Raw genomic sequence first — 12,024 nt, 5'->3', positions numbered from 1 at the left:
GCCGCCTCTCCACCTAAAACTCAATATTTCCTACCAGGGCTCTTTTTTGTACTGTCCGCACAACCTAGGGCAGTTCATGAGGCGGGGGGAATCATTTGTTTTTAACATTTTTATGTACTGCCGCTTTATGGTTACGTTTTGGGCGTAATAATACTTCTCTTTTTCCAACCGCCCTGCAGGTAATAGATCAATACGATCGCAACGCCGAGCGCCCAGCTGACCGGATAGGAGTAATAAATAAAATCTTTTCCAAATTGGCCGGCGATCCAATAGGCGATGGGAATACGGGCGATCCAGAGAGAAATCAGGCTGGCGGCCATCGGCACCACCATGGAGCCGGCCCCGCGCAGCACGGCGCTGAGGATAAATAGAACCGCACACAGAAAATAGAACGGCAGCAGAGAATGCAGGTAACTCACGCCCGCGGAAATCACGTCCGGGCTTTGGCTGAACATCCGCATCAGCAGCGCGCTGAGCGGATAGACCAGCCCGCTGATCAATAAACTGCCGCAGACGCCGAGCACCAGGCCGGCCTTGGTGCCTCGCTTGACGCGGTCCAGCCGGGCGGCGCCGACGTTCTGTCCCACATACGTGGTAACGGCGCTGGAAATACTCTGGATGGGCAGGAATACAAAGGTATCTATTTTATTGGAGCCGTTAAAGCCTGCAATGAAAGAGGACCCATAGCTGTTGACCAGCGCCTGCATCGCCATGATGCCGACGGAAAACAGCGCCTGCTGAATGCCGGACGGCACGCCCAGCCGGATGGCTTTGTTAAACAGCGAACGGTTAAACTGGAATTTAAACAGGCTGATGTGCAGAAAGGTGTAGTGCTTGTTGATAAAATATACGCCGAACAGCCACGAGGCAACCTGTGCAGTGATCGTCGCAAGCGCCACGCCGAACACGCCCATGCCGCAAAAGGTGAAGACCAGATCCAGTACGATGTTGATAATGGCGGCCACGGCAAGAAACAGCAGGGAAGTGCGGCTGTCTCCAAAGCCCTGTAAGATGCCGGCGTTGATATTGAAGCCCAGATTGCCGATCATACCGATGAAAATCACCAGCATATAGATTTTGGCCATTTCAAGCGTGCCGTCGTCCGGAACGTTCATCAGCCGTAAGAGAGGTTCGCTGCTCAGAATACCGATGACGGTCAAAGGAATGATGCCCACCATGGTGGCGGTGTAGATTGTGTTAACGGTACCGCGCACGTTTTCCATATCTTTTGCGCCGTAGTATTGGGAAATCATGATCGTGGCGCCGACGCTCAGACCCATAAAGAGAGAACTGAGCATAAAGATGATGGGGAACCCGGTCCCAACGGCGGCCAGCGCCTGCTCTCCAATGAAATTGCCCACCACCATGCTGTCCACCATGTTATAGAGTTGCTGAAACACGTTGCCGAGCAGCAGCGGCGCGGTGAAAAGCAAAATAAGCCGGTAGGGATTGCCGGACGTCATGTCTGTAATGCCGGCGGTTCTCTGTTTCACAAAAATGCTCCTTTATCCAAAAAATAGGCCCTTTCCAAAAACGCACGCCGACGTCATTCCTCATAGGGAATGATACCGGGAGTACGTTTGAAAGGGCCGGCAGAAGATGCAGTTGGACAGTGCTTATCGGACGTTTTCTTTCATTTCGACGGCGCTGCAAATTAAATCGACAGAATTCTCGATGCCGAAAGCGGAAGAATCCACCATCAAGTGATAGTTATCCTTGCTGCCCCACTTCTGATTGGAGTAAAAATTATAATAATTTGCCCTTTGTTTATCCTGTTTGACGAGAGTATCCGCCGCTTTGGCCGGATCCACGTCATATTTGTTGATAATGCGCTCCATGCGGGAAAATTTATCTGCGTAGACAAAAACATGCATACAGGCTTTGTGTTCGCGAAGGATGTAATCCGCACAGCGGCCTACAATCACACACGGGCCTTTTTCTGCCACTTCACGAATGATATTGGTCTGGATCAGGAAAAGTTTGTCGTTGATTGGCATTTCATTGACGGTGGAAATATGGCCGCCGAGGGAATAATTGCCCATCATCAGGGAGTACAGCAGGCTGTTGGCTGCTTTTTCGTCCGCCCGTTCAAAAACCTCTTCGCTCATGCCGCTCTGCTTTGCCGCCATGGCGATCAGGTCCTTGTCATAAAAAGGAATCCCCATTTTTTTAGCGACCTTCTCGCCGATTTCTCTGCCGCCGCTTCCATACTGGCGGGCAATGGTAATAATTGTGTGACTCATGCTTACACTCCTCACTTTGTCATAGAAGATGAGGTTCTTTCCGTAATGTACAGAAAAAACCTCTTAAAAATCAACAAAAAAATGAAAAACAGATTCCATATGATTTTACATCCCAATATCCTGTTTGTCAAACCTGTTCCTGATAAAAATAGCTGTGTTTTACCGGCTTTTTCGGAGTTTTCCGGTTGACCTGGCAGAAACGGATTGTTGTTACGTTTACAGGTGGAAAATTTGTTGATTTTCTTGATGTAATAAAAATTCCCCGGCCATTGACCGGGGAATTTTTAAAAGAAATATATCAAATGTGTATATAAGCGTTCGTTATTCCGCGTCAAAGACGCCGGTGGAAAGATAGCGCTCGCCAGTGTCTGGCAACAGAACCACAATCAGTTTCCCTTTATTTTCTGGCCGCTTTGCCAGCTGGGTCGCTGCATAGACCGCTGCGCCTGCGGAGATGCCTACCAGCAGGCCCTCGGTTTTGGCAAGGGTTTTCGTTGTGGTAAAGGCGGCTTCGTTGCTGACGGTTACGATTTCATCCAGAATATCGGTATTCAGAATATCCGGGACAAATCCCGCGCCGATGCCCTGAATCTTATGCGGTCCGGCCTTTCCCTGAGAAATGACGGGGGAATCCGTGGGTTCTACAGCCACAATCTTTACATCCGGATTGTGTGCCTTAAGCCCCTCGCCGACGCCGGTGATCGTACCGCCGGTGCCGATACCCGCGACAAAAATATCCACTTTGCCGTCGGTGTCGTTCCAGATTTCCTGTGCGGTGGTTTTACGGTGCATGGCCGGGTTGGCCGGGTTGACAAACTGGCCGGGAATAAAGGAATCCGGAATTTCTTTTGCGAGTTCCTCCGCCTTGGCAATTGCGCCTTTCATACCCTTGGCGCCCTCCGTCAGAATCAGTTCCGCACCCAGGGCGGAGACGAGGCGGCGGCGCTCCAGGCTCATGGTTTCCGGCATGGTCAAAATCAGACGATAGCCGCGCGATGCAGCGACAAAGGCAAGGCCGACGCCGGTATTGCCGCTGGTTGGTTCAATGATGGTGGTATCCTTGTTGATCAGCCCACGTTCTTCCGCATCCTGGATCAGTGCGAATCCCACACGGTCCTTGACGGAGGAAAGCGGATTAAAATATTCCAGCTTTGCCGCCACGGTTGCCTCCAGGCCATTCTGCGCTTCATAGTTGGATAACTCCAGCAGCGGGGTATTGCCAATCAGGTCCGTCAATTTCTTTGCCATTTTCATCGTTGCATCGCTCCGTTTCTCAAAATGTATCGGAAATCTAATTCCTAGTAAAATAGTAATATTTAGTTCGTGCCTTTATTATAGGCCCTATTTCATACAAAGTCAATAGGAAAACTTAACTTTTGTATTGCATCTGAAAAAAACTCATAGTATCATTATGATAAAGCTATTTGGTTTAGATCGGAGGACGAAATGAAACTTTCTACAAAAAGCCGCTACGCGCTGGAGGGGCTGTTCTATATGGCAGTTGCAGGCCGCGAGGATGCAGTAAATATAAAGGAAATAGCAAAGGAAACCAATTTGTCCGCCGCCTATTTAGAGCAGATTTTTTTTAAGCTCAAACAGGCGGGGATTGTGCGAACAAAGCGCGGCGCTAGGGGCGGGTTTGTATTTAACCGGCCGCTGGCGGACATTTCAGTGGGGCAGGTGATCCGTGCGGTGGAGGGCAGTCTGGTGCCGGTAAAATGTGTGGAATCCCTTTCCGCCTGCAAAAGCAGGGTGCGCTATTCCTGTGTCAGCCGGCAGGTGTGGGTGGAGCTGTCCAACGCCATTGCAAGGACGGCGGACCGCATTACCTTGGAGCAGCTTCAACAGGAATGGTATGAGGAACAGAGAGGGGGAGACAGCCAATGAAGATATCTACCAGAGGGCGCTATGGGCTGCGTGCCATTATTGACTTGGCAATGCATATGGGGGAAGGCCGCGTATCCCTGGGCGGCATTTCTGAGCGGCAGGATTTATCCCTGAACTATCTGGAAAGCATTTTTGCCGTTTTGAAACGCGCCGAAATTGTTTCCGGCATGGCGGGTGCGCAGGGCGGGTACATTTTGGCGGTTCCGCCGGAACAGATTACACTGCAGCGCATTTTAGAGACTCTGGAAGGGTCGCTTTCCGTAGGGGAGGAACAGGAAGGAGAAGAAACGGATCTGCGGCGCTTTTTGCGAGAACATGTCTGGAACGCCATCGACACGGCGATCGAAGAGGCGTTGTGCAGCACAACATTGGCGGACATGGTGGCGCGCATCGACCTGAAACACCGGTCTACGGACAGCGCCTATTTATAAAGAGATAAACGGAACCGATCCCGTTGGGATGAGGTTCCGTTTTTGTATCTCGCTATACATACCGCTGCGGTTCATCTCCAAACGGGAAGACAAACTCCTGTTCCATTTCGTTTTCCAAAGTATGGCGGTACTCCCGCAGTTCAGGATTCGGCTGGCTCTCCCATTCCCGGTCGATGCTGCGGTCCTGTTCAAAGTATTGCATGGCTTCCGGACATTGGATCATGGCCATGCCGAAGCCAAGCGGTGTTTCATCCATTATAATCACCCCGGATTAGTGTTAGCGAACACGATCAAAACATACATACGGTGGCTGTCGTTAAAACGCGTCTTGAAGGGCCAGAAAAAATCTGCGGGGCATAACGGAGCCGCGGGACGCATATGTATTGATGAAGTAATTCGCAAATGGGGGATTTACTGTGGATCGTTCTGTAAATAAAAAAGAACCCAACGCTAACATAGATACTGGCCCAACCTTTCAGTCGCCGGAACCGTATCCGCCAATTAAGGTGGAGGGAAAAAATAAGCTGTACGCAGGCTTGATGCACGGGAATCTGGTTGCGTCGGCAAGTGAAATGACGGCGGTCTGTCAATATCTGTACGACAGCTGGATTCTGGAATCGCAGCGTCCGGACGCTGCAAAAACAATGCATGCAATCGCCAAAGTGGAAATGCACCATCTGGACATCTTTGGAAATCTGGTGCGGGAGCTGGGCGGCGATCCAACCTATGCGGTACAGTTCCGGCAGAGAAAGCAGGTTTGGAACGGCGGTTATGTTTCCAATCATAAAAACTTTTTTCACCTGATGCAGCGCAATTTACTTGCGGAGCAGGACACAATCGCCAAGTATCTGCGTCAGGCCTCCATGATTCAGGACTCGAATATCTCAGCGATTTTGCGCCGCATTGTTCTGGATGAACAGGTGCACGTACAGATTTTTCGCAGCTTTCTGGATGAATGTATTAGGTGACACAAAATACCGCGGAACGGCAAAGGCCGTTCCGCGGTATTTTATTACATTAAAACAATCCCCAAATTTTCCACTTCTGAATGCGACAGACCCTTTTTGGGCCAGTTTATCTGAAAAGCACGCAGAAGCTGGGAAACACAACTGCTTTTATTCCTGATTGTGATTTTTCTTCGTCAGATTCTCTGCGCACTGGTGCAGTTCGGTCTCAGAACTTGCGCCGACGCCGGTCTGCATGATGCTTTCCTGTACAAAATATGGCTGGCAGGAGAAGAATTTCTGCATCTTTTCGTTTTCTTGCAACGGTGCATTGTGCGTTTGGTTGTTTGGCATATCAATCACCTCCGGAATTAGTTTTGACAAATCGCGCAAAAATACCGGAGGAAATTGCTGATGTATTTTTTTGTATTTTTTATTACATTAAGAAAATCGCCGGATTTTCGACCTGATTCCGAAAAGGCGGTAATAAATCAGCCACACAGTTTGATATAATCGCAAATTATGCTGGCGGCAGCGTCCACGCCGCACGAGCTGTCGATACAGAGATGATAACCATGCGGATGCCCCCATTCTCCGCCGGAAATGCTGTTATAGTATGCGGCGCGCGCTGCATCGGAGCGTGCAATACTTTTCCGGCCTGCTTCTTCTGTATCGCCGTACATTTCCATTACCTTTTTAATGCGGTATTCTTTGGGCGCATAGATGAACACGCGGACTACATCCGGGTAATCGCTTAACACATAATCGGCGGCACGGCCTACAATGACGCAGGAACCGCTGTCGGCTATTTTACAGATAATCTGCTCCTGTGCAACAATTGCCTGTTGTACGACAGTTGTGCTGAGATACAAGGAGTGCAGAAGCTCTTGAGAATCTTCGTTAACGCCCGATACAAAGCGCCGGTCCAGGCCGCTTTCCTGGGCGGCCAGCGCGGTCATCTCCTTATCGTAACAGGCGACACCCATCTGTTCTGCCACGCGCCGGGCGATTTGCTTGCCGCAGGAGCCATGCTCCCGAGCTATTGTGACAATGGCTCCCTTATGTGATGGACGAATGACCACATGTTTCGGGACAGATTCGGCACTCTTCCCGGATTCCATTGTTCTGAAATAGTGTATGGTCAGGCACACGGCGACAATCATACCGATTACGTCTGCGGCAGGCGCGGCAAACAGAATTCCATTGATCCCGCTGCCGGCTTGATTTCTTTCAGCCATAGCCGGAATCAATATCACAAGCGGCACAAAGCAGATGATATCGCGTGTCAAAGACGCAATAACCGCCATGAGCGGTTTGCCCACGGCCTGAAAGAAAATAGAAGACATTTTGATTATACAGGTAAAAGTGACGAAGGACAGGAAAATGCGGAAGGTGCGCTGTGCATATTCCAGGTAGAGCGCATCGTTTCCAGAGCCAAAAATATGGATGATGACCTGCGGACAAAGCTCGAAGACCAAAGTTGATAAAAGGCCGACGACAAGCGTTGCAATCAGGATTGTACGGTAGGTTTCCCTGACGCGATGGTATTTTTTAGCGCCGTAGTTATATCCCAAAATCGGCTGTCCGCCAAGGACGATACCAACAACAATGTTGATAACGATGGTAAACACCTTTGTTTCAATGCTGATGACAGAGATGGGGATATCCTGTCCGTAAATTGATAAAGCGCCGTATTTGGCAAGCATGATGTTACAGACCAGAGAAATGACGACGATGGACATCTGTGTGATAAAGGAAGACGCACCCAGTTTCAAGGCATTGCTGAAAATTTTAAAATGCGGAATAAAACTTTCTTTTGTCAAACGAAAGCTCTTTGTTCTGAAAAAGTACAGCGTACTGACTAGAAAAGAAACCGTTTGCCCAATGACCGTTGCCCATGCCGCGCCGGCAATGCCCCAGTTCAGGGCAAATATAAATATCGGATCGAGAATGATATTCAGAATGGCTCCAAGCGACATGGACGCCATGGAAACCGCCGGACTTCCATCTGCGCGGATAACGGCATTCATCATGTTCATCAGCATAAAGGCAGGAAAAAAGCCTAGTACAATGGTGAAATATTCTGCTGCCATTCCAATCGTCTGGTCGGAAGCGCCAAACAGCCGGAGCAGCGGTTCCTTCCACACTGCGCAGAGCGCCAGCATGATGATGCTGAGGATCAGCGTAAGAGTAATGCCGGTGCCAATACAGCGATGTGCGTTTTGGGCATCCTTTTTTCCTTGACAAATGCTGAGATAGGCTGCGCTGCCGTCGCCGATACACCATGCAAAGGCCTGTGCGATGATTAAAATGGGAAAGACAATGCCTGTGGCCGCATTACCAAGATACCCTAAGGGACTGTTGCCGACAAAAATTTGATCAACGATGTTGTAGAGCGCGCTGATAAGCAGTGAAAGGATACAGGGAATTGAAAATTTTACCAGAAGTTTTGATATTTTCTCCTCACCAAGTATCTGATTTTGCTCTGTTTGTTCCATGATTTTCCTCCTAATTATGAATACATGATTTGGAGTCTTTATCAGAGAAAAGCTGCCTAAAAACTACGATGGGCAAAAAAATAGTGCGTAGAATCCGTTCGGAATTCTACGCACTACGCTGTCCAACATAATTATGATAACATATTTTTCTTGAAAAAGTCAAGTATACCTTCCCTGTCTGAAGCAAAGATAGAGTAATAAGTTTTCTTTCACGTGAGCTGTCTGCACAAATATCAAACAACCCATTTGTGTCAAAATTTGATATTACTGCGCACATGTCCTTGTGTTCATTTGGGCGCCATTTTGTTCGTTACAGGTACGGCAATTTGTATCAGGATGCTGCGTGCATGGGCTTTTCCAGCTGGAAAGGGTTTGCTCCCTCTTGGCATTTTTGTTGCATTAAGAAAATCACCAGTTTCCAGGTGAACCGGAAAACCTCAGGGACCGGGAAAATATAGCTGTTTTTTATCAGCGATAAGAATCAAAACCGTAAATTTCGCAGCCGGTGAATGTGATCCGCGCGTTGCTTGCGGCTTTGCCCGCCGCTTCCAGCCCGGCCTTAAAATCTGCTTCCGTTATGCTGCCGCTATCCAGCTTGTTTTTCAAGAATTCCTGTGCGCCCTTTTCAACAGCGGTCAGGAACTGATCCCGCTCTCGCACGGTGAGCTGGTCTGGCTCCAAAATCCGGTAAGTGAAGGAATAATCGGCCTCTGCGCAGTCGGTCTGGACCCGGTCTCCAAAGACATCCTCTTCCTTGTAGCTGCTGCTGTGCCCGGAAAATTCCGGGTCTGCCGGTTTGCCGGAGAAAACCTCCCGGGTTTTTGCATAGTATTCCTCCAGTGAGGAAGGAACTGTCAGATGGAAAAACATCCGGTTCGGATCGGTGTCCGGCAAATGGTAGGTGACCATTTCATAGGCAAAATTCAAACTTTTTGCGTTGTCTTCTTCTTCGTCATTCATAAAAGCGGCGTTGATTTTCCGGTCAAATTCTGCAATTGACATATTTTCATAATCAGGAAATTGCAGAGAACGGAGCGCGAGATCGTATTGCTCTTTGGTGTAGGTATCGGTGGATGATTCAGAAATCGTGTTTTTATTCCTGTCTTCTTTCTCCATGTTTGAATCCCAATCATAGCTTACGTCGCACTCGCCGGCATATGTCAGTCCGTCGTCCAGCTTTCCCAGAATCTGCTTCAGTTCAGAGAGCAGAGCTTTTTCCATGGATTTTTCATCCTTTAACGCTTTTTCTGTCTGGCTGTCCAGAAATTTCTGCATCTCCGTGTCGACACTTTGCAGGGCGTCGTCCCTCTGGGCGACGGTCAGCGCCGTAGTGTCGGGAATGGTGTAATCAAACCAGAAATCCACGTATCCGCTTGTCAATACAACCGAATCGCCGAAAATATCGCCAAACGTTTCACGCTTGGCGGAGCCGCTGTAAGTGGGATTGCGCTCACGCTTGCAGAGGTTATAGTGCTTTGTACGGCATTCTTCCCTGGTATAGGAAAGCGTAGTGAAAATAAAATCGGCATTGGGGTCTTCCTCCGGCAGCGTCCAGAAGAGGCGCTGTAAAGAGTCCTCTGTTTTGTGAAACGCGTCCTCGGTTTCCCAGTCCAGGACGCTTCGGTTAAACGCGTCCACTGTCAGTTCTTTGTAGTTCTCCGACCGGAAGGACAGCGCCAGGTCGTAGTCGGCCTTGGTATATTGGGAGTCCCTGTTGGAAAAGTGAAACCGGCTGTACATGCCGGGCCTGTCCACGTGGGTGGGAACAGGTTCCGGTGCATGGGTGGTACAGGCGGAGCAGACGATGGCGATGCCAAGCGCTAAGATGGAAACAGAGGCCGTTGACCAGGTTTTATGCATCATAATAAAATCCCCTTTTAGTCGGTTTCCAGATAATAAATTTTGCATCCGGTAAATGAAATATGATCCGTGGAAGCGGTCTTTCCGATTTCCCGCAGCGCTGTGCGGAAGAGTTCTTCCGCATTGGCGGTGGTAAAAAATTCCTGCGCCCGGTCGGTGATCACCTGCTGTGCGCCCTGCATCACATCCTGCAAAAACTGATCGCGCGCCGCGACCGTCAGCTTGTCCTGGTCCAGGATACGATAGGTAAATTCATATTCCGCGTTCACATAGTGAACGGGAATTGTATCTCCAAAAACATCCTCGTTGCGGACGTATCTGGCGGCACCGGAAAAGCTGGGGTCTTCCGGCATTCCGGAACGGACCTCGTTCAAACGGGTGTTGTACTCCCGATAGGAGGCCTGGACTGTGTTGCGTAAAAACGATGCGTTTGGGTCTGTATCGGGCAGATCTCTTAAAACTATTTCATAGGCATAGTTGATGCCTTGTTTACTCCAATCCTCATCCTGTATAAACGCGGCGTTGATTTTGCGATTAAACTCGGAAATGGACATGTTTTCGTAACCGTCAAATTTTAAGTTGTGAAGCAGCAGGTCGTATTGCTCCTGTGTATAGGTGGAATTTTGTTCCCAGTCTGCGGCGTCGACCCGGTTCTGCGCCTGTTCCAGAGTGTTTGCCGTATTCGCGGCGGGGATGTAGGGAACAACAGGCGGTTTATGCTTCAGGGAAGGCGCGGAGGTGGCGAAGACGCCGACCACCACGACAATCAGGACAGAAGCCGCCGAGATGCTGATGACGGACGTTTTCCGGGACTTCATGATGGCGGTGATCCGTTCCTTCATCGCATTTTTACTGAAGCTGCTGGAAAGGGGAGCAAAATGCGAACGGTGTTCCTCCAGATCGACTAAAGTGAGCGCGTACGGCGCGCGGGACTGCATGCCGTGCTGACGGACGACAGATGCGTCGCAGGAAAGCTCCAGGTCCCGGTTGGCCAGCACATACATCACCCAAACCAGCGGGTTAAACCAGTGAATGCATAAAGCGGCGGCCAGCAGCCACTTGCTCAGCGCGTCAAACCGGCGGATATGGGCCATTTCGTGTGCCAATATATACGAGAGTTGTACTTCGTCGGACCAGTCCAGCGATTTTGGCAGAAGGATAACGGGCCAGAGGATCCCATACGTGAGGGGCGTTTCAATCTGATCGGAGTAACGGACCTGTACCGGACGGCGCAGGCGATGCGCCTCCAGCCAGCTTTTGACATAGGGATGTTCCAGCGGCAGGGACGCCCTGTACTCGCGGCGGGAACGCAGGTGGGAGAAGATAAAGAAACCCGCGAACAATACGGACAGGGCGAACCAGAGAATTGACAGGGGAAGAATGCCGGCAGGGGCTTCCGCAGCAAGGGCAGTATTGCCCTGCAGGACGCCGGGACGGCGCACGATGTCGCCGATGGGTTCTACTGTGCGATAGATACTGGCGGGAGAGGGAAAATCAAATGGAAGCAGCAGACGGCAGAGCGCGGCAGCCCACAATACCAGAAAGGCGGCCTTGGGCAGATGATGAATTGCCAGCGCCCGCAGAATGACGATTGCCACGATAAAAATGCCGCCGTAAACGCTCATTTCCAGAAGAGACAGCATGTTCCATCACTCCAATTCCTCAATCAATTTTTTTAAGTTGGAAATTTCATTGGAGGAAAGCTTTTTGCGCCCCAGCAGCGAAGCCACCAGCAGATCGGCGGAACCGCCGTAGTTGCGCTGGATCAGCTCGTTGGTTTCCTGTTCGCGGACGTCCTCCCGGCTGACCAGCGCATGGCAGAGAAAGCCAGGGTCGGTTCGCTGCACGGCGTTTTTATCGATACACTTTTTGATGACGGTATATGTAGTCGTTTTGCTCCACCCGACCTGTGCGCCCAAACGGGCGGCCAGCTCTTTTGCGGGGAGATCGCCGGCGTCCCACAGGCACTCCATAATGCGGCGCTCTGAGTCGAATAATTTTACTTCCATAGTTGCTCCGTCCTTTCTGTTCTATTGTAATAGAATCTATATGCATTCTACTGTAATAGAACATGAATGTCAAGCGGTTTTCATAAAATGATACAGAATATTTTTGCATCCTACAAAATTTGCTTGCGCCCGCAAAATTCAGCTTTTATAAT

Annotated in this window: 12 protein-coding genes; 3 read left to right on the top strand and 9 right to left on the bottom strand. The window is 50.0% G+C overall.

Annotated elements, in window-relative coordinates:
• Positions 1-131: 131 nt before the first annotated feature.
• The 3 genes from I4V53_RS12690 to cysK all read right to left on the bottom strand — a co-directional run bounded on the left by I4V53_RS12690 (position 132) and on the right by cysK (position 3,497).
• Positions 132-1,493 carry an MATE family efflux transporter gene (locus I4V53_RS12690; RefSeq protein WP_353616525.1) on the bottom strand — a complete coding sequence of 454 codons (1,362 nt, stop codon included), beginning with the start codon at positions 1,491-1,493 and terminating at the stop codon, positions 132-134.
• 123 nt (positions 1,494-1,616) lie between these two features.
• The gene (locus I4V53_RS12685) at positions 1,617-2,243 is read right to left on the bottom strand and encodes a cytidylate kinase-like family protein (protein WP_195986061.1); all 627 of its coding nucleotides are present in this window, start codon (positions 2,241-2,243) and stop codon (positions 1,617-1,619) included.
• A gap of 321 nt (positions 2,244-2,564) precedes the next feature.
• Positions 2,565-3,497, bottom strand: coding sequence for a cysteine synthase A (cysK, locus tag I4V53_RS12680; protein ID WP_195986060.1), 933 nt, complete (start codon positions 3,495-3,497; stop codon positions 2,565-2,567).
• A gap of 192 nt (positions 3,498-3,689) precedes the next feature.
• Here cysK and I4V53_RS12675 point away from each other — a divergent pair, with 192 nt between their 5' ends.
• Together I4V53_RS12675 and I4V53_RS12670 are read left to right on the top strand one after the other, a co-directional pair.
• A complete protein-coding gene (locus tag I4V53_RS12675; RefSeq protein WP_195986059.1) occupies positions 3,690-4,130 on the top strand; it encodes an RrF2 family transcriptional regulator in 441 nt (146 codons plus the stop codon).
• A complete protein-coding gene (locus I4V53_RS12670) occupies positions 4,127-4,561 on the top strand; it encodes an RrF2 family transcriptional regulator (RefSeq protein WP_195986058.1) in 435 nt (144 codons plus the stop codon). Before I4V53_RS12675 ends, I4V53_RS12670 begins: the two co-directional genes overlap by 4 nt.
• A 52-nt stretch (positions 4,562-4,613) precedes the next feature.
• Here the strand turns inward: I4V53_RS12670 and I4V53_RS12665 are convergent, their stop codons facing one another.
• On the bottom strand, positions 4,614-4,817 hold the full coding sequence (locus tag I4V53_RS12665) for a hypothetical protein (RefSeq protein ID WP_195986057.1): 204 nt from the start codon (positions 4,815-4,817) through the stop codon (positions 4,614-4,616).
• Between the two features lie 160 nt (positions 4,818-4,977).
• Here I4V53_RS12665 and I4V53_RS12660 point away from each other — a divergent pair, with 160 nt between their 5' ends.
• Positions 4,978-5,529 carry a ferritin-like domain-containing protein gene (locus tag I4V53_RS12660; RefSeq protein ID WP_195986056.1) on the top strand — a complete coding sequence of 184 codons (552 nt, stop codon included), beginning with the start codon at positions 4,978-4,980 and terminating at the stop codon, positions 5,527-5,529.
• A 147-nt stretch (positions 5,530-5,676) separates the two neighbouring features.
• Here the strand turns inward: I4V53_RS12660 and I4V53_RS12655 are convergent, their stop codons facing one another.
• From I4V53_RS12655 to I4V53_RS12635, 5 genes are all read right to left on the bottom strand, one after another.
• The gene (locus tag I4V53_RS12655) at positions 5,677-5,859 is read right to left on the bottom strand and encodes a hypothetical protein (protein ID WP_195986055.1); all 183 of its coding nucleotides are present in this window, start codon (positions 5,857-5,859) and stop codon (positions 5,677-5,679) included.
• A 137-nt stretch (positions 5,860-5,996) separates the two neighbouring features.
• Positions 5,997-8,003: a cytidylate kinase family protein gene (locus I4V53_RS12650; protein ID WP_195986054.1), complete on the bottom strand. Its 2,007-nt coding sequence runs from the start codon at positions 8,001-8,003 to the stop codon at positions 5,997-5,999.
• A 468-nt stretch (positions 8,004-8,471) separates the two neighbouring features.
• Positions 8,472-9,866: a hypothetical protein gene (locus tag I4V53_RS12645; RefSeq protein WP_195986053.1), complete on the bottom strand. Its 1,395-nt coding sequence runs from the start codon at positions 9,864-9,866 to the stop codon at positions 8,472-8,474.
• Between the two features lie 14 nt (positions 9,867-9,880).
• Positions 9,881-11,506, bottom strand: a complete 1,626-nt coding sequence (locus I4V53_RS12640) for a M56 family metallopeptidase (protein ID WP_195986052.1) — start codon at positions 11,504-11,506, stop codon at positions 9,881-9,883.
• 6 nt (positions 11,507-11,512) lie between these two features.
• Positions 11,513-11,872 carry a BlaI/MecI/CopY family transcriptional regulator gene (locus I4V53_RS12635; protein WP_195986051.1) on the bottom strand — a complete coding sequence of 120 codons (360 nt, stop codon included), beginning with the start codon at positions 11,870-11,872 and terminating at the stop codon, positions 11,513-11,515.
• Between the last annotated feature and the right edge of the window lie 152 nt (positions 11,873-12,024).

It is taken from the genome of Clostridium sp. D33t1_170424_F3, assembly GCF_015667585.1.
Taxonomy (GTDB): Bacteria; Bacillota; Clostridia; order Oscillospirales; family Acutalibacteraceae; genus Anaeromassilibacillus.
Note: the sequence above shows the minus strand (reverse complement) of the source record. Positions and strands in the feature narration are given on the sequence as shown.

Coding starts and splice junctions, on each gene's coding strand:
- I4V53_RS12665 (WP_195986057.1), bottom strand. CDS start 4,817: ATGGATGAAACACCGCTTGGCTTCGGCATGGCCATGATCCAATGTCCG.
- I4V53_RS12640 (WP_195986052.1), bottom strand. CDS start 11,506: ATGCTGTCTCTTCTGGAAATGAGCGTTTACGGCGGCATTTTTATCGTG.
- I4V53_RS12645 (WP_195986053.1), bottom strand. CDS start 9,866: ATGATGCATAAAACCTGGTCAACGGCCTCTGTTTCCATCTTAGCGCTT.
- I4V53_RS12655 (WP_195986055.1), bottom strand. CDS start 5,859: ATGCCAAACAACCAAACGCACAATGCACCGTTGCAAGAAAACGAAAAG.
- I4V53_RS12635 (WP_195986051.1), bottom strand. CDS start 11,872: ATGGAAGTAAAATTATTCGACTCAGAGCGCCGCATTATGGAGTGCCTG.
- I4V53_RS12685 (WP_195986061.1), bottom strand. CDS start 2,243: ATGAGTCACACAATTATTACCATTGCCCGCCAGTATGGAAGCGGCGGC.
- cysK (WP_195986060.1), bottom strand. CDS start 3,497: ATGAAAATGGCAAAGAAATTGACGGACCTGATTGGCAATACCCCGCTG.
- I4V53_RS12675 (WP_195986059.1), top strand. CDS start 3,690: ATGAAACTTTCTACAAAAAGCCGCTACGCGCTGGAGGGGCTGTTCTAT.
- I4V53_RS12670 (WP_195986058.1), top strand. CDS start 4,127: ATGAAGATATCTACCAGAGGGCGCTATGGGCTGCGTGCCATTATTGAC.
- I4V53_RS12650 (WP_195986054.1), bottom strand. CDS start 8,003: ATGGAACAAACAGAGCAAAATCAGATACTTGGTGAGGAGAAAATATCA.